15 protein-coding genes are annotated in these 17586 nt (G+C 62.9%); 7 read left to right on the top strand and 8 right to left on the bottom strand.

The genetic code is table 11. From position 1 onward, the window contains the following. Positions 1-2 precede the first annotated feature (2 nt). Both RX328_RS01050 and RX328_RS01045 read right to left on the bottom strand, forming a co-directional pair. The gene (locus RX328_RS01050) at positions 3-443 is read right to left on the bottom strand and encodes a cyclic nucleotide-binding domain-containing protein (protein WP_028348341.1); all 441 of its coding nucleotides are present in this window, start codon (positions 441-443) and stop codon (positions 3-5) included. Between the two features lie 51 nt (positions 444-494). Next, positions 495-1181, bottom strand: coding sequence for a response regulator transcription factor (locus RX328_RS01045; RefSeq protein ID WP_028348340.1), 687 nt, complete (start codon positions 1179-1181; stop codon positions 495-497). A 268-nt stretch (positions 1182-1449) separates the two neighbouring features. Here RX328_RS01045 and RX328_RS01040 point away from each other — a divergent pair, with 268 nt between their 5' ends. Together RX328_RS01040 and RX328_RS01035 are read left to right on the top strand one after the other, a co-directional pair. Continuing rightward, complete coding sequence (locus RX328_RS01040) at positions 1450-2019, top strand: L,D-transpeptidase (RefSeq protein WP_213250587.1); 570 nt, start codon at positions 1450-1452, stop codon at positions 2017-2019. A 14-nt stretch (positions 2020-2033) separates the two neighbouring features. Then, positions 2034-2819 (top strand): 2-keto-4-pentenoate hydratase, encoded by a 786-nt coding sequence (locus RX328_RS01035; RefSeq protein ID WP_213250585.1) that lies wholly within the window; start codon positions 2034-2036, stop codon positions 2817-2819. Between the two features lie 133 nt (positions 2820-2952). Here the strand turns inward: RX328_RS01035 and RX328_RS01030 are convergent, their stop codons facing one another. Continuing rightward, complete coding sequence (locus tag RX328_RS01030; protein WP_213250582.1) at positions 2953-3630, bottom strand: YggS family pyridoxal phosphate-dependent enzyme; 678 nt, start codon at positions 3628-3630, stop codon at positions 2953-2955. A 117-nt stretch (positions 3631-3747) separates the two neighbouring features. Here RX328_RS01030 and RX328_RS01025 point away from each other — a divergent pair, with 117 nt between their 5' ends. The 5 genes from RX328_RS01025 (at position 3748) to RX328_RS01005 (ending at position 11121) form a co-directional block, all read left to right on the top strand. Beyond that, the gene (locus RX328_RS01025; RefSeq protein ID WP_213250579.1) at positions 3748-5439 is read left to right on the top strand and encodes a diguanylate cyclase; all 1692 of its coding nucleotides are present in this window, start codon (positions 3748-3750) and stop codon (positions 5437-5439) included. A 131-nt stretch (positions 5440-5570) separates the two neighbouring features. Further along, a complete protein-coding gene (leuS, locus tag RX328_RS01020; RefSeq protein WP_213250576.1) occupies positions 5571-8231 on the top strand; it encodes a leucine--tRNA ligase in 2661 nt (886 codons plus the stop codon). Further along, positions 8218-8769: an LPS assembly lipoprotein LptE gene (gene lptE, locus RX328_RS01015; RefSeq protein WP_213250574.1), complete on the top strand. Its 552-nt coding sequence runs from the start codon at positions 8218-8220 to the stop codon at positions 8767-8769. Before leuS ends, lptE begins: the two co-directional genes overlap by 14 nt. A 116-nt stretch (positions 8770-8885) precedes the next feature. Continuing rightward, complete coding sequence (gene holA / locus RX328_RS01010; RefSeq protein ID WP_213250570.1) at positions 8886-9914, top strand: DNA polymerase III subunit delta; 1029 nt, start codon at positions 8886-8888, stop codon at positions 9912-9914. A gap of 175 nt (positions 9915-10089) precedes the next feature. Further along, positions 10090-11121, top strand: a complete 1032-nt coding sequence (locus RX328_RS01005) for an IS110 family transposase (RefSeq protein ID WP_247510610.1) — start codon at positions 10090-10092, stop codon at positions 11119-11121. Between the two features lie 281 nt (positions 11122-11402). On the opposite strand, the gene RX328_RS01000 is transcribed toward RX328_RS01005, so the two are convergent. From RX328_RS01000 to mnmE, 5 genes are all read right to left on the bottom strand, one after another. After that, entirely contained in the window at positions 11403-12284 is an 882-nt protein-coding gene (locus RX328_RS01000) for a ParB/RepB/Spo0J family partition protein (protein WP_213252607.1), read from the bottom strand. 171 nt (positions 12285-12455) lie between these two features. Then, the gene (locus RX328_RS00995; RefSeq protein ID WP_213252604.1) at positions 12456-13307 is read right to left on the bottom strand and encodes a ParA family protein; all 852 of its coding nucleotides are present in this window, start codon (positions 13305-13307) and stop codon (positions 12456-12458) included. Then, positions 13304-14002, bottom strand: a complete 699-nt coding sequence (gene rsmG / locus RX328_RS00990) for a 16S rRNA (guanine(527)-N(7))-methyltransferase RsmG (RefSeq protein ID WP_213252602.1) — start codon at positions 14000-14002, stop codon at positions 13304-13306. Before rsmG ends, RX328_RS00995 begins: the two co-directional genes overlap by 4 nt. Before the next feature lie 133 nt (positions 14003-14135). Further along, positions 14136-16019, bottom strand: coding sequence for a tRNA uridine-5-carboxymethylaminomethyl(34) synthesis enzyme MnmG (mnmG, locus tag RX328_RS00985; protein WP_213252600.1), 1884 nt, complete (start codon positions 16017-16019; stop codon positions 14136-14138). A gap of 131 nt (positions 16020-16150) precedes the next feature. Further along, positions 16151-17488, bottom strand: a complete 1338-nt coding sequence (mnmE, locus tag RX328_RS00980) for a tRNA uridine-5-carboxymethylaminomethyl(34) synthesis GTPase MnmE (RefSeq protein ID WP_213252599.1) — start codon at positions 17486-17488, stop codon at positions 16151-16153. Between the last annotated feature and the right edge of the window lie 98 nt (positions 17489-17586).

Below are 17586 nucleotides of genomic sequence, written 5' to 3'. Positions count from 1 at the left end.
GATCAAATACTCAGCTTGGCGCCTGCCATCAGAATATCGCTGGCGAGCTGGCTGGTCCGGGTGGCGAGTTCGTCGCGCAGGCGGCGCGCCGCGGCAGGGTCGCTTTCGAGCACGCGCTGAAACAGGCTGCGTGATACCCGGATGACCGAGGAATGATCAAGCGCGACCGCGCTGGACGGCCGTTTCATGGCCACGATCAGCGCCAATTCGCCGATCAGGGCCCCGGGTCCCGCAACGACTTCAGCGCCGCCGTCTTCGACACGGAACGATCCGCGCTGCACGATATAGCCTGCATCCGCGTCGTCGCCGGCATTGAACAGATAATCGCCGGGTGAGAAATCGCGCTGCTCCGAGCCGATCGCCAGCATGCGTAGCGCCGCCGTCCCCAACAGGCGCAGTGTCGGGACCCGCTCAAGCAGGGCTACATCATCGTCGATCGACATGGACCGTTGACCGGGATGCGCGAGAATTACGAATCGTGGCTGCGAATCGTATCACGGCACCAGTTTGTAGCCACCGGCTTCCGTCACCAGGATTTCCGGATTGGCCGCATCTTTCTCGATCTTCTGCCTGAGACGGTAGATATGCGTTTCCAGCGTGTGCGTGGTAACGCCCGAATTGTAGCCCCAGACTTCCTGCAGCAGCGTCTCGCGCGACACCGGCAACTGGCCGGCGCGATACAGGAAGCGCAGGATCGCGGTTTCCTTCTCGGTAAGCCGCACCTTTCTGGCATTGGCGGCAGTCAGCATCTTGGAGCCGGGCCGGAAACTGTAGGGGCCGACGGAGAATACCGCGTCCTCGCTGGCCTCGTGCTGGCGGAGCTGCGCCCTGATTCGGGCGAGCAGCACGGCGAACCGGAACGGTTTTGCGACGTAATCATTGGCCCCTGATTCGAGCCCCAAAATAGTGTCCGAATCGGTATCGTGGCCGGTCAGCATGATGATCGGCGCCTTGAAGCCGCCTTTGCGCAGGCTGCGTACGACTTCACGTCCGTCAGTATCGGGCAAGCCGACATCCATCAGCACCAGGTCGGGGGAATTGGCTTTGGCGGCGCTGGCGCCCTTGGCGCCGGTATCGACTGCGGAGGCTTCGAATTCCTCATGCAGCGACAATTGCTCCACCAACGTATCGCGCAGATCGGTGTCGTCATCCACGATCAGGATCTTGCGGGCATTGGGCATAGGATACGATCCTCTTGAGGCAGGCGGCGGGACACAAGCGAGAGTGTCTCAAGCCGGGTCTTGGTCGATAACAACCTGATTCGCGGGCAGACTTCACAAGCAAGTCGGGTCATCAGGCACTGATTCGCATTGAGGTAGGAGATTGTTACAGTTTCACAAGCCGAACCGCAGTCTATCCCAGATTTGAGCCGCGTTTGGATGAATGTCCTGTAATGCCGCCAATTAGAGCAGCTGAGGGGGCAAGCAACCCCAAGATTCGGGCATTGGCATGAAAAGTAACGCTATTTCAAGCACTTATGAGACAGATGCGCGTGATCGGCCGCTGGCGGCAGCCCGGGTCCGCAGGGCTGCCGGCGACCCCTGCCGGGGCTGGCTAACGGCGGACGGCTGGACCGTACCGGTGGCACTTGGCCGCGGCGGCATCCTCGCCAACAAACGGGAGGGCGACGGCGGCACTCCCCGAGGCATCTATCATCCGCTGCAATTGTGGTGGCGTGTCGACCGCCATCCCCGGCCGCGGACCTATCTGCCGGTCCGGCCGATCCGGCCCGAAGACGCCTGGTGCGAGGACCCGCAGGACCGCCGTTATAACCAGCCAATCCGTCTGGTCCGGGACCAGGCTGGTGACCGGCTGACGCGCGAGGATCACCTCTACGACTTCATCGTCGAAATCGATCACAACAGCGCGCCGCGAATTGCCGGCCGTGGCAGCGCCGTGTTCCTGCATCTGGCGCGGACCAATTTCTCGCCGACGGCGGGATGCATCTCGATGACGAAATCCGCCATGCTGCGGCTGTTGCGGCGGATGGGACCGCAGACGAAAATCATGATCGGCTGATGGGGAATCAAACAATGCTCGACAGGCACGCAATAACGGCCGCATCAAAGACCCTGCACGACCACTGGCGCGCCGGCACCAAATTATCCGGCCTCGACGAATCGCTGCGACCGCGCGACCGCATTGAGGCCTACGCGATCCAGGCGGGAATCGAAAAATACTCGTCCGATATTTTGTTCGGCTCGAAGATCGCGGCGACCAGCGAGGCCGGACAAAAGCACATCAACGTCGACGGCCCGATGGCCGGGCGCATTCTGGCCGAGACCGTCGTCCCCGACGGCGGAATGGCTTCGATCGCAGGCAACGAAATGCGCGTCGCCGAACCCGAATTCGCCTTTCGCATGCGCGTGGATCTGCCGGCGCGCTCCACGCCCTATACGACGCAGCAGGTGCTCGATGCGATCGACACTCTGCATCCGGCCATCGAAATTCCGGATTCGCGGTTTCAGGATTTCGTCAGCGCCGGTGCCGAACAGATCATCGCCGACAATGCCTGCGCACATCTGTTCGTGCTCGGGCCTGCCGCAACAGCCGATTGGCGTTCAAGGGACCTCGTCGAGGAACGGCCGGTCATCACGATGCGCGGCCAGCAATTCGTTGGCCACGGCAAGAACGTGTTGGGCGATCCGCGCATTGCGCTGACCTGGCTCGCCAACGAACTGCGCCAGCTTGGCGTGACGCTGAAGGCAGGCCGGATAGTCACCACCGGGACCTGTCATGCACCGCTGCCGATTCAATCAGGAGATTTCTGCGCGGTCGATTTCGGATCGCTCGGAAAAGTGTCGGTGGGATTCAAGTAGCTTTCTCGACGTCATTGCGAGGAGCGACAGCGACGAAGCAATCCATCCGTCCGCAGATTGAAAGAATGGATTGCTTCGCGGAGCCTGTCATCGGGCGCGCATTCGCGCGACTCGTTGGCTCGCAATGACGAAATTACCGCGCGCCAAAAATCGCGGAGCCGACACGCACATGCGTCGCGCCCATCTGGATCGCGACTGCAAAATCGGCGCTCATGCCCATCGACAGATTTTTCAGCCCGTTGCGCGCAGCGATCTTGGCGGTCAACGCGAAATGCGGTGCCGGCGCCTCGTTGACCGGCGGAATGCACATCAAGCCGGAAATGACCAGACCGTATTTGTCGCGGCAGCTCGCGATGAAGGCATCTGCCTCGCCGGGCGCGATGCCGGCCTTCTGCGGTTCCTCGCCGGTGTTGATCTGAACGAACAATTCCGGACGCTTGTTCTGCGAGTTGATTTCCTTGGCGAGCGCTTCGCAGATGCTGGGACGGTCGACCGAATGGATGGCGTCGAATAGCGCCACGGCTTCCCGCACCTTGTTGGATTGCAGCGGCCCGATCAGATGCAGCGCAATCCCGGGGTGGGCAGATACCAGCGGCGGCCATTTCGCTTTGGCTTCCTGTACGCGGTTTTCGCCGAACACGCGCTGTCCGGCATCGATAACCGGCGCAATCGCCGTTGCATCAAACGTCTTCGATACCGCGATCAGCGTCACCGATGTGCGCTCGCGGCGCGCTTCCTTGCACGCCCGCGCGATGTCTTGCTCCACCTGAGTCAGGCCATTTGGTAAAGACTTGGTTAGCGGTGTCGCCATCTCTCTCGCGTCATGTCCTGATTTCGATCGGAAATTTTACGGCATTTCCTCGAATTTTACCAAGTTCGAGAAAGGCTTTTTGAACCCTTCGCACTACCATGCCGTGTCGGGGGCATGATGTCTGGCGTCAGTTTCAACCGCAATCGCGTCAAACTCAAGAAGCTTCTCGGAATCCGGGCGCGACTTGCGCTGCTCGCCTTGATGCTGGTGGCGCCCTTGATGCTGGAACGGGTCCGTTCGCTCGAAGACGCGCGCGCCAAGCAGATCGCGATGGCTTCGGAGGAATACGCCAACATCACGCTGCACACTGCGGAGACCCAGCGCCAGATCGTCTCGTCGGTTGAAACGATGCTGAAATCGGCCGCCTATATCCGCGCCTCCAGCGGCATCGGACGCAGTTGCGAAATCCTGCGCGCCAGCCTGCCGACCAACCTGCCCTGGATTCGCAGCATCATGATCGTCAGCAGGGAAGGCGTGGTGCAGTGTTCGACACTGAACATGCTGGTCGGGCTCGACATCGGCGATCGCGAATATTTCAGGAAGGCGCAGCAAACCCGCGGCTTCGTTTTCAGCGACTATCTGTTCGCCAGAATGACGAACAAACCGATCCTGATGGCAGCCTATCCGGTGGCCGCGATCAATCCGGAAGAAGACGCGGTGGTAGTCGCCGGCATCAATCTCGACTGGATGTCGAAGATCATGGCCAAGCTCGGCGGACGGCCGGGTATTTCGGCGCTGCTGGTCGATGGCGCCGGTGTCGTGCTGGCCGCGCCGGCTGACGGGGCCAGTATGATCGGCAAGCCGCTCAACAACGTGCCACTGCTGACGGCTATCGCGCACAAGGCGCTCGTTTCCGACACCCCGACGGGTTCGCTATCCTTTACCGCAGCCGACGGCTCGCAACGCGCGATCAGTTTCGCGCGCATACCCGGAACGCAATCACGCCTGATCGTCAGCATCGACGAGGCCAAAATCACGGCGGCGATCAACCGCGATATCCGCACCGCCTATCTGCAGCTCGGACTGGTCTGCCTGTTCGTGCTGCTCGGCGCGCTGATCGGCGCGGAAAAGCTCATCATCAACCCGATCGAAGTCATGACCGGCATGGCCAGGCGGTTCGGCGAAGGCGACTGGTCGGCCCGCGTCTCGCGCAGCCGCCTGCCGTCGGAGTTCATGCCGCTGGCCCGCGCCTTCAACGCCATGGCGACGCAACTCAGCCAGCGCGAGCGCGAGCTCGTTGCCACCAACGACCGGCTCACCGTGATGGCGTCGATCGACATGCTCTCCGGCCTCGCCAACCGTCGCGGCTTCCAGAGCCGGCTCGATTTCGAATGGATGAAGGCGCAGCAGTATCATAGCGAGCTGTCGCTGCTGATGATCGATGTCGATCACTTCAAGCTCTACAACGACACCTATGGGCACCCGGAAGGCGACGCCTGCCTCACCCGGATCGGCGAAGCGCTGGCCGGCATCGCCGCCGACAATCTGGGCTTTGCCGGCCGCTATGGCGGCGAAGAGTTCTGCTTGCTGCTGCCGAACACCAGCCCGCAAAAAGCGTTGGAGGTCGGCGAAACCGTGCGTGCCACCGTTCAAGGCCTCGGCCTGCCGCATATCACCTCCAGCCACCGCACCGTCACCGTCAGCGTCGGCGTGGCCGCGACGCTTCCGAATGAGGCTCAAACCCCCGGCGACCTGATCGAGGCGGCGGACGCCGCCCTCTATGCCGCCAAGCACCGCGGCCGCAACACCGTGGTCGAGCACGGATTTGCCAAGCTGGTGGACGAGGCGGGGATCGCGATGGCCGGGTGAGCGGACGCTCCATGCCGTCGGCCAAAACGCCCCATCCCACTGTCCCAACCCGTTGACCCCGCAGCCGCTTTTGTGGCCTAGTCCGCCGTCCTCTGGACGGGACCCGAATCCACAAAAAGCCCTGCGATTCCATGACTTCCGAACGTTACAACGCCCGTGATTCCGAGCCGCGCTGGCAACGCCAGTGGGACGAAAAGGCGATTTTCGCCTCGAAAAACGACGATCCGCGGCCGAAATACTACGTGCTCGAGATGTTCCCCTACCCGTCCGGGCGCATCCATATCGGGCATGTCCGGAACTACACGCTGGGCGACGTGCTGGCCCGCTTCATGCGCGCCAAGGGTTTCAACGTGCTGCACCCGATGGGCTGGGACGCGTTCGGGCTGCCGGCCGAGAACGCCGCGATCGAGCGCAAGGTCGCGCCAAAGGCGTGGACCTACGACAACATCGCCGCGATGAAGAAGCAGTTGCGGTCGATCGGGCTGTCGCTCGACTGGTCACGCGAGTTCGCGACCTGCGATCCCGCCTATTACAAGCATCAGCAGAAGATGTTCCTGGACTTTTTGCGCGCGGGGCTGGCCGAACGCGAGAAGCGCAAGATCAACTGGGACCCGGTCGACATGACCGTGCTCGCCAACGAGCAGGTGATCGACGGCCGCGGCTGGCGCTCGGGCGCTGTCGTCGAGCAGCGCGAGATGAATCAGTGGGTCTTCAAGATCACGAAATACTCGCAGGAACTGCTGGACGCGCTTGATAGCCTGGACCGCTGGCCCGACAAGGTACGCCTGATGCAGCGCAACTGGATCGGCCGCTCCGAAGGCCTGCTGATCCGCTTCGCGCTGGACCCCGCCACGACGCCGGCCGGCGAGACGGAGCTGAAGATCTTCACCACGCGCCCCGACACGCTGTTCGGCGCAAAGTTCATGGCGATCTCGGCCGATCATCCGCTGGCGCAGGCGGCGGCCACGAAGAACCCAAAGCTCGCCGAGTTCATCGCCGAGGTGAAGCGAATCGGTACCGCGCAGGAGATCATCGACACCGCGGAGAAGCAGGGCTTTGACACCGGCATCAAGGCCGTGCACCCGTTCGACCCGAACTGGAAACTGCCGATCTATGTCGCGAACTTCGTGCTGATGGAATATGGCACCGGCGCCATCTTCGGCTGCCCCGCGCACGACCAGCGCGACCTCGATTTCGTCAACAAGTACAATCTCGGCAATACGCCGGTCGTCTGCCCGGAAGGCCAGGACCCGAAAAGTTTCGTGATCACCGACACCGCCTATGACGGCGACGGCCGCATGATCAATTCCCGCTTCCTCGATGGGATGACTACCGACGAGGCCAAGGAAGAGGTTGCCAAGCGGCTGGAAAAGGAAATGCGCCCCCTCCCTAACCCTCCCCCGCAAGCGGGGGAGGGAAGGATGGAGGCCGTCGGCGAGCGGCAGGTGAATTTCCGCCTGCGCGACTGGGGCATTTCGCGCCAGCGCTATTGGGGCTGTCCGATCCCGGTGATCCATTGCCCGAGATGCGACGTGGTGCCGGTCCCCGACGACCAGTTGCCGGTGACGCTGCCGGAGGACGCGACCTTCGACAAGCCGGGCAATGCGCTCGACCATCATCCGACCTGGAAGCACGTCACCTGCCCCAAATGCGGCGGCAAGGCGCAGCGTGAGACCGACACCATGGACACCTTCGTGGATTCGTCCTGGTATTTTGCGCGGTTCACCGATCCCTGGAATGAGAAGGCGCCGACCACACCTGATGTCGCCAACCGGATGATGCCGGTCGACCAGTATATCGGCGGGGTCGAGCACGCGATCCTGCATCTCTTGTACAGCCGCTTCTTCACCCGCGCGATGAAGGCGACCGGCCACATCAGCATGGACGAGCCGTTCGCCGGCATGTTCACGCAAGGCATGGTGGTGCACGAGACCTACCAGAAGGCCGATGGTACCTATGTTACGCCGGCCGAGGTGAAGGTCGAGACCGGCGGTAATGGCCGCCGTGCCACGCTGCTCGACAGCGGCGAGCAGGTCACTATCGGCGCGATCGAAAAGATGTCGAAATCGAAAAAGAACACGGTCGATCCCGACGACATCATCGCGACCTATGGCGCCGACGTGGCGCGCTGGTTCATGCTGTCGGACTCGCCGCCGGATCGGGACGTGATCTGGAGCGACGAACGCGTGCAGGGTGCCTCACGCTTCGTGCAGCGGCTGTGGCGGCTGGTGAATGAATCGGCCGAAATCGCCAAGATAGCCCCGGCCGCGCGGCCGGCCTCGTTCGGGGCGGATGCGCTTGGCTTGCGCAAGGCGGCCCATGGCGCGCTCGACAAGGTGTCAGCCGGGATCGAGCGGCTGCATTTCAATGTCTGCCTCGCCCATATCCGGGAATTCACCAATGCGCTGGCCGAGGTGCTGGGCCGTGAGGGTAAGCCGGCGCCGGACCTGGCCTGGTCCGTCCGCGAGGCCGCAATCATCCTGGTTCAATTGTTCGCGCCGATGATGCCGCATCTGGCCGAGGAGTGCTGGCAGGTGCTGGGGCAGTCCGGGCTGATTTCGGAGGCCAACTGGCCCCAAATCGAACGCGATTTGCTGGTTGAAGACACCGTGACGCTGGTGGTCCAGGTCAACGGTAAGAAGCGGGGTGATGTTACCGTGCCACGGGTCGCCCAAAATCCGGAAATTGAGGCTGCCGTTTTGGCGCTCGATGCGGTAAAACTCGCCCTCGGCGGCAAGACCGTCCGCAAGGTAATCGTAGTTCCCATGAGGATCGTGAATGTCGTTGGCTAGGACCCGGATCGCCGTTCGGCTCATCGCCGTCGCCGCTCTGGCGGCGGTTACGGCCGGCTGTTTCCAGCCGATGTATGCCGAACGTACCGACGGCAAGCCCGGCTTGCGCGAAAAGCTGATGGGCGTGGAAATCCCACCGGTCGAGAAGAATAACGCCTCGCGGGAAGCCCGAATTCAGGTTGAGATCCGCAATGCCCTGGCGTTCAAGCTCTACGGCAACGCCACCGGCATGCCGCCGACGCACCGGCTGGTACTGCGCTTTAACACCTCGCGGTCCTCGCTGATGCTCGATCCAGCCACCGCGCTGCCATCGAGCGAAAATGTCGGCATCGACGCACAGTACAATCTGATCGACCTCGCCACCAACAAGTCGGTCATGACGGGCACGACTTTCTCCCGCGTGTCCTATGACGTCCCCGGCCAGTTGCAGCGCTTCGCCCGCGCCCGCGCCTTCCGCGACGCCGAGGACCGCGCCGCCAACGAGATCGCGGAAAACATCCAGACCCGGCTCGCGTCCTATTTCTACGCCGGCACCTGATGTTCCGTCATTCCGGGGCCGTGCGAAGCACGAACCTGGAATCTCGCACAGCAATCTCTGGATTCCGGGCCCAGGCGAAGACGCATGCCCGGGAATGACGCCAAGAAAGGTCCGTCGTGGTCGCGCTCCGCGGAAAAGACATCGACGCTTTTCTCGCCCGGCCTGATGCCGGCCGCCCCATCATCCTGCTGTACGGCCCCGATGCCGGCCTCGTGCGCGAGCGCGCCGATGCGCTGATCGCGTCGGCGGTCGACGACCCCAACGACCCGTTTTCGCTGGTGCGGCTGGACGGCGATGAGCTGGCCGCCGAGCCGTCGCGGCTGGTCGACGAGGCCATGACGATCCCGATGTTCGGCGGCCGGCGCGCGATTCGCGTGCGTGCCGGATCCCGCAGTTTCGCCAGTGGCGTCGATACGCTGGCCGATTCGCCGATTAAGGATTGCCGCATTGTCATCGAGGCCGGCGAGCTGCGCCCCGAATCGCCGCTGCGCAAAGCCTGCGAGCGCGCCAAGACCGCAGTCGCCATCGCCTGCTATCCCGACACCGAGCGCGACCTTGCCAGGCTGATCGAAGAGGAATTGCGGACTTCGAATTTGCGCATCGCTGCGGATGCTCGCGCGGTGCTGATGTCATTGCTCGGCGGCGACCGCCAGGCCTCGCGCAACGAGCTCCGCAAGCTCGCGCTCTATTCCCACGGCAAAGGCGAGATTGCGCTCGACGACGTCATGACCGTGGTGTCCGATGCGTCCGAGCTAAAACTCGACCCGATCGTGGATGGCGCCTTTGCCGGCAAGCCGGATTTGGTCGAAAGCGAATTCGCCAAGGCGATGGTCGCCGGCACCTATCCCGGCGTGATCATCTCGGCCGCGCAGCGCCAGGCAGCATGGCTGCACAAATCGGCGCTCGCGGTTGCTGAGGGAACGCCCGTGTCGACCTTGCTCGAAAGCGGCTATCCGCGCCTGCACTTTTCCCGGAAGGGCGCCGTCGAAATCGCACTGCGCAATTTCAGCGCGGCGCGGCTGGCCCCCATTATCGATCAGCTCGGAACCGCCGCGCTCGACATGCGCAAGCAGGCCTCACTCGCGTCAGCGATCGCGCTGCGCACGCTGCTCTCGATCGCGGCGAATGCCAAGCGAAGGGGGTGAGGAAGGTGTCTCAGATCGTCATTGCGAGCGAAGCGAAGCAATCCATAGCGCTGCAAGTGGAGGAATGGATTGCTTCGTCGCTGTCGCTCCTCGCAATGATGGGGTGGACGGCCCCCGAACGGCATCGATGTGCCAGACTGGCGATGCTGAGTCGAACCAGACAAGGGGACCGTCCATGACGAAGATTAGCACGATTGGGTTGGATCTGGCTAAGAACGTGTTTCAGGTTCACGGGATTGATGCATCGGGAAGGGTTGTGCTGAGGCGGCAGCTCAGGCGGGCTGCCGTAGAGAAGTTCTTTGCGGGGTTGCCACCGTGCCTGGTTGGCATGGAGGCTTGCGGGAGCGCACATCATTGGGCCCGGGTGATCAGGCGCTATGGCCATGAGGTGCGACTGATGCCGCCGGCCTATGTGAAGCCCTACGTCAAGCGCAACAAGAACGACGGCCGGGATGCGGAAGGTGTCTGCGAGGCAGTGGGCCGGCCGACGATGCGCTTTGTTCCGGTGAAGAGCGTCGAGCAACAGGCCACGCTGGCGGTTCATGGCACACGTGCCTTGCTGGTTCGCCAGCGGACGATGGTGGCAAACGCCTTGCGGGCAGCGCTGAGCGAGCTCGGGATCGTGGCCGCGCAAGGACATCAGGGGCTGTGTGAGCTGATGGCCAAGCTTGAGGAGCCGAGCGAAGAGATTCCGGAGATGATGCGATGTGCTCTGTTGATGCTGGCGCAGCACTGGCAGGCGCTCAATGCCGATGAACGCGTGCTTGAACGGCAGATCGCGAAGGCTGCCAGATGCGATCGGGACGCGCGCCGGCTGATGGAAGTCCCAGGCGTCGGCCCGATCATCGCCAGTACGGTGTTGGCCAAAGTGCCCGATGCGAAGGTGTTTCGCTCCGGTCGGGACTTCGCCGCCTGGATCGGGCTCACCGGCAAGGACCACGGTACTGGCGGCAAGCATCGCCCAGGGCGTATCTCCAAACAGGGAGATCGTATGTTGCGCGCGCTGCTGATCAGCGGAGCCAGCGCCCATCTGCGGCAGCAAAAGAGGCGCGGCGTCAGCGACCCGTGGCTGCGCGATCTTTTGGCGCGGCGGCCTTACAAGGTCGCCATGGTGGCGTTCGCCGCTAAAGCCGCGCGCATCCTCTGGGCCATGCTGAGCAAAGGAGAAGTTTACCGAGACCGCGCGAGCGCGCCGGCTGCTGCCTAGTTGAAGGGCGACAGCCGCCGCGCTCGCGCTCATCCCTATCGGAAGGGCAATTAAGGTGTGATGGCAAATGGTCAGGAAACCAGGATCGAAACACTCCGACACGTCATCGCGCGTCACAGCGCGCCGCAATGATTGGAATTCGATCCGCGATCTCCATCAGGGCCCGCGGTCAATGGCCGCTTCTCGAGGCCGTATACATGACCGCTCCCCGATCCATTGCCGAAGCACCAAAAAGCCCTTGCCGAGAGGGGGCCGTCCATACATGACGTAGAGGGACCCTATCAGCCGCCCCTCTCCAGTCTTCGCATCACCTCGTCGAGTTGCTCGAGGTTGCGGTAGCTGATCTGGACGGAGCCGCCGGGGTCGCGGTGGTTGACGGTCACGGTGAGCCCGAGCGCGTCGCTGACGCGCTTCTCCAATGCGATGGTGTCGGGATCCTTGGTCTTGCCGCCGCCCCTCGCCTTCTGCGGCTTGCGCTCCGGCACGCCCTCTTCATGGGCGAGCGCCTCGGTCTGACGCACGTTGAGGCCTTCGGCGACGATGCGCTTGGCGGCCGTCAGCGGATCGGGCACGCTGATCAGCGCGCGGGCGTGACCGGCCGACAATTCGCCGCTCGCGATAAGGACCTGCACTTCCGTCGGCAGTTTCGTCAGCCGCATCATGTTGGCGACGTGGCTGCGGCTCTTGCCGACTTCCTTGGCGATGTCTTCCTGGCTGCGTTTGAATTCGTCGGCCAGCGCGTGATAGCCTTGCGCCTCTTCCATCGCATTGAGGTCTTCGCGCTGCACGTTCTCGATGATCATGATCTCGAGCGCGTCGCTGTCGCTGACGTCGATGGGGACGATCGGCACCTCATGCAGGCTGGCGAGTTGCGCGGCGCGCCAGCGGCGTTCGCCGGCGATGATCTCGTAGCGGTCCTGCGCCCCCTTCACCGGCCGCACCACGATCGGCTGGATTACGCCGTGCTGCTTGACGGAGGAAGCGAGCTCGCCGAGTTCGGCATCGGAAAACGTCCGGCGCGGGTTGCGCGGATTTGGTTTCAAGAATTCGATCGGGACCTTGCGCTGATTGCGCGGCCGTTCGACATGCGCGGCCTCGCCGCCGACATCCCCGATCAGACTTGCGAGACCACGACCCAGTCGCGAACGCGTTTCGTCGGCCATCGCCGCCAACTCCCTAGGATTCACTTCAGTACTCCGGAACAAAGTTGGTTGATCTTGCTGTCATTCCGGGCGCGTCGTCAGACGCGAACCCGGAATCTCGACGTTGCTTTGTCACTTCGAAATTCCGGATCAATCCGCTCGCGCGAATTGTCCGGAATGACGTCGTTCACACTAATGCGTCCTCAGCTCGCGCTCGCGCTGGATCACTTCCGTTGCAAGCTTGAGATACGCTTCGCTGCCGACGCATTTAAGGTCGTAGACCAGGACCGGCTTGCCGTAGGACGGCGCCTCGGAGATGCGGACGTTGCGCGGGATCATGGTGTCGTAGACCTTGGAGCCCATGAACTGCCTGACGTCGGCGACCACCTGGTTCGACAGGTTGTTGCGCGAGTCGAACATTGTCAGCACAATGCCGTGGATTGACAGGTTTGGATTGAGCGTCGAGCGCACCTGCTCCACCGTCTGCAGCAATTGCGACAGACCTTCCAGCGCGAAGAACTCACACTGCAGCGGCACCAGGATCGCGTCCGACGCCGCCATCGCGTTGACGGTGAGAAGATTGAGCGACGGCGGGCAATCGATCAGCACATAGGTGTAGTCGGTGTCCGGCGCCGCGTTCTTGTTCAGCGCCGCGATCGCGTCGCGCAGGCGGAACGCGCGGCCCGGCGTGGCGCCGAGTTCGAGCTCGAGGCCCGACAGATCCATGGTCGAGGAGGCGATGTGCAGTCGCGGCACCGCGGTGGCAACCACGGCATCGCGCAACGGCGCTTCACCGATCAGCACGTCGTAGGTCGAGCAGTTGCGGTTGCGGCGATCGATGCCGAGGCCCGTCGAGGCGTTGCCCTGCGGATCGAGATCGACGATCAGCACACGCTCGCCAATCGCGGCGAGTGCAGTGCCTAGGTTGATCGCTGTGGTAGTCTTCCCGACGCCGCCCTTCTGGTTGGCGAGCGACAGGATGCGTGGATGAGGCGGCGGAGTTGGTTCCCTATCCTCTTGATATAATTCATCTAATTCGGTCATGCCCGATCGCCATGTGTGATCGCGGAGGGGTTGCGCCGCTCGATGCGATCGAGTTCGACGATCCAGCCGTGCCCGCCCGTTCGGCTGGAATGGAATCGCGGTTCAATATTCCAATATTTGGTGGTCTCGGTCAATTCGGCCTCTACATCTTGACCCTTGAGAAACAAAGCTTTTGCGCCTTCTGTCACAAACGGCTCCGCGAAACCGACAAGCTGATGTAATGGAGCCAGCGCCCGCGCGGTGACGCAATCGACGCGGCCACCGATTCTATCCACAATATCCCCGATTCCCGCCAAATGCACGGTCGCAGCAGCGGATGTCACGCGGACTGCCTCGCGCAGGAAGGCCGCCTTTTTGGCGTTGCGCTCTACCAAATGGACATTAGCGCTCGGAGTCTCGGCCAATGCGCAAGCAAGCACCACGCCGGGAAAGCCTCCACCGCTGCCGAGATCGACCCAGATTTTTGCAGACGGCGCCAGATCGAGGAGTTGCAGCGAATCGGAGATGTGCCGCGTCCAGAGATTCGGAAGCGTCGACGGCGCCACGAGATTTGTTTTGGTCTGCCATTCGATGAGAAGCTCGACGTAGTGATTCAGCCGTACCTCTGTTTCACGTGAAACGGGGGTGAGGGCCAGGGCTGCGGCCTTATCGGAGGGCAGGGCTTGAGAGAAGCTGGGAGCGGCGGCCTTCGCCATCATGGTCTCGCTGAGCGCGGCAATCGCGGGGTGGATAGAGCGTAGTGATACTCATCAATTGCCGGAGCATCCGGCGATGGGTATCGCTCCGCTCCACCCATCCTACATCGACGTTTCACGTGAAACAGATTCTTTACGCTATCGCCTTCGCACTCTTCCGCCGCGCCTCGCGACGCAGATAGGCCGCCAAGATACCCAGGGCCGCCGGCGTCAGACCATCCAGCCGACCCGCCTGCCCCACCGTCCGCGGCCGCGCCGCCTTGAGCTTGGAGCGCGCTTCATTGGAAAGCCCGGGCACGTTCGCATAATCGATGCCGGTCAAGACCAACCCCTCGTCTCTCCGGAAGGCATCGACGTCGGCGGTCTGGCGCTTGAGATAGACATCGTATTTGGCGTCGATCTCAAGGTGCCCGGCGATAGAAGGATCAATACCCGAGAGCTCCGGCCAGATAGCGCGCACGGTCGTCCATTCGATCTCAGGGTAGGCCAGCAACTCGAAAGCCGAGCGGCGATGGCCATCCCGGTTGAGCGCAAGGCCATGCCTAGCCGCTTCGTTCGGAGTGATCGTCAGTGACTTGGCCAAAGCCTTGGCGGCATCCAGCGCTGCCATCTTGTCGCGATGGTGCTCCGAACGCGCCTGCCCTACGCAGCCCAAGGCAATACCCTTGTCCGTCAGACGCTGGTCCGCATTGTCGGCTCGGAGCGTCAGGCGGTATTCGGCGCGCGAGGTAAACATCCGATATGGCTCGGTGATGCCGCGGGTCACGAGGTCATCAATCATCACCCCGAGATAACCGTCAGCGCGATCGAACACGATCGGACCGGCGCCGCCCGCCATCAGCGCAGCGTTCAGACCGGCAACGATTCCCTGGGCCGCAGCCTCTTCGTAACCGGTCGTCCCGTTGATCTGCCCGGCCAGGAAAAGACCCGGCAGGCGCTTGGTCTGCAGCGTCGGCTCCAGCTCGCGCGGATCGACGTGGTCGTACTCGATGGCGTAACCCGGCCGGACCATCTTCACCCGTTCAAGCCCGGGAATGGTCGCGAGGATCGCGAGCTGGACTTCTTCCGGCAGCGAGGTCGAGATGCCGTTGGGGTAGACCGTGGAGTCGTCGAGCCCCTCCGGCTCCAGGAAGATCTGGTGCCCGTCGCGGTCGCCGAACCGGACGATCTTGTCCTCGATCGAGGGACAATAGCGCGGGCCGCTGCTCTTGATCTGCCCGGAATACATCGGCGAGCGATGCACATTGGCCCGGATCACCTCATGGGTGGCCTGGGTCGTCCGGGTGATCCCGCACTGGATCTGCGGCGTCGTGATCCGATCGGTCATGACGGAGAATGGCTCCGGCGGATCGTCGCCGGGCTGCATTTCAACCGCTGACCAGTCGATCGTCGTGCCATCGAGCCGCGGCGGCGTGCCGGTCTTCAACCGCCCAAGTGTAAAGCCAGCGCGCTCGAACGAGGCCGACAGCCCCATCGCAGGCGCCTCCCCGACCCTACCCGCCGGCCAATTCTTTTCGCCGAGATGGATGAGCCCGCGCAAAAAGGTCCCGGTCGTGATAACCACAGCGCCTGCCGAAAGCTGCCTTCCTTCGACCAAGCGAATTCCGGTGACCCGGCCGCTCGAGACGATCAACTCGTCCGCCTCGCCCTCGATCACGCTGAGATTGGCGGTCTCACGGATCGCGAACTGCATGGCCGCAGCATAAAGCTTGCGATCTGCTTGGGCGCGGGGTCCGCGGACGGCCGGACCCTTGCGGCGATTCAGCATCCGAAACTGGATCCCGCCAGCGTCGGCCACCCGGCCCATCAGGCCGTCGAGAGCATCGACTTCGCGCACCAGATGGCCCTTGCCGAGGCCGCCGATCGCGGGGTTGCAGGACATCGCCCCGATGGTCGCAAAACGATGGGTCACCAAAGCAGTCTTCGCACCCATCCGCGCGGCCGCGCTCGCGGCCTCGCAGCCGGCATGGCCGCCGCCAATAACAATGACGTCGAAGGACTCTGCTTGGAAAATCATGCCGCGACTTCTATCGCGGAGTTGGAAAACTCGGAAGAAAGAATTGCTCGATCGACTAGGGTGCGATGTTTCACGTGAAACATACCGGAACCGGGGAACCGTTTCACGTGAAACAAAGGGGCAGAGATGGGTTACTTGCCTACACAGAACTCTCGAAAAATGACGTCGAGAATGTCTTCGACATCCACACGCCCCAACAGCCGTCCCAACGAATGGGCTGCAATGCGCAATTCTTCAGCCGCCAGTTCCTCACCCTGCCCAACTACCGCCAAGGAACGACGCAACGCCACTACGGCATCTTCCAATAACTTCCGCTGCCGCGTCCGTCCGATCAGGCCCGCCTCGCTGCTGCCAAAGTAACTTTGGGCGAAACCGATCAGAGCGCCAATCAACTCCGGCAGCCCGTCGCCCCGGCTCGCCGAAATCTGGAAACTTCGTTGGCCTGGTTTCTCGGCCTCGGCCAATGGCCGAGTCGCATCTTCGAGATCGACTTTGTTTCGCACGCGCCAAACTGGCGCATCCCAATCGTGGTCGATCGCTGCCCTCGGCGAGTCGGCAAGCCACAGCACAAGATCCGCATCCGCAGCGCGGGCCCGGGCGCGACGAACCCCCTCCTGCTCGACCGGATCGTCCGTCTCTCGAATCCCGGCGGTATCGATCACGGTTACCGGATAGCCATCGAGATCGAGCTGCACCTCAATGATATCGCGCGTGGTGCCGGCGTGCGGCGAGACGATCGCGACCTCCCGGCGCGCGAGCTGATTCATCAGCGTCGACTTGCCGACATTCGGCGGTCCGGCGATTGCCACGACGAGCCCATCGCGAAGCCGCTCACTCCGCCCCTGCCCCGCCAAGACTTCCTCGATCTCGGCCAACAGCGCTTCGACCTTCGCCAACGCCGGCGCGATCAATTCTGCCGGTATGTCGCCCTCGTCCGAGAAATCGATCCCGGCCTCGATCAACGCAGACGCTTCGATGATCCGTGCGCGCCAGTCGCGTGCTCTGTCGCCGAGCAATCCCTTCAATTGGCGCAGCGCCTGGCGCCGCTGCCGATCGGTATCGGCATGGATGAGATCGTCTAGGCCTTCCGCCTCAGTCAGATCGAGCTTGCCGTTCTCGAAAGCACGCCGGGTAAATTCGCCGGGCTCGGCCGGTCGAACGTTTTCGAATGCGGACAGCGCCGCAAACAAAGCAGCCAGCACCGCGCGCCCGCCATGGACGTGAAATTCCGCGACGTCTTCTCCGGTCGCACTGGCGGGACCCGGAAACCACAACACCACCGCATCGTCGATCGGCCGCTGGCTGACATCATGGAGGAGCGCTCGCGTGGCCATTCGCGGCGCCGGCAATTTGCCGACCAGTGCCGTCACGACCTTCCCGGCCTGCGGACCCGAAACGCGTACCAAGGCAATCGCGCTCGGTGGCCGGCCCGACGACAGTGCAAAAATGGTCTGATCCCGCGGATGCATGGCCTATTTGTGCGGGTGGCTTTGAAAAGGCAACGCCATTCAATTTGGGGCTTGAGCGCGCGAGCCATACCGCTCGCCTGCTGCGAACGGATGCGGCA

It is taken from the genome of Bradyrhizobium sp. sBnM-33 (genome assembly GCF_032917945.1).
Taxonomy (GTDB): domain Bacteria; phylum Pseudomonadota; class Alphaproteobacteria; order Rhizobiales; family Xanthobacteraceae; genus Bradyrhizobium.
Note: the sequence above shows the minus strand (reverse complement) of the source record. Positions and strands in the feature narration are given on the sequence as shown.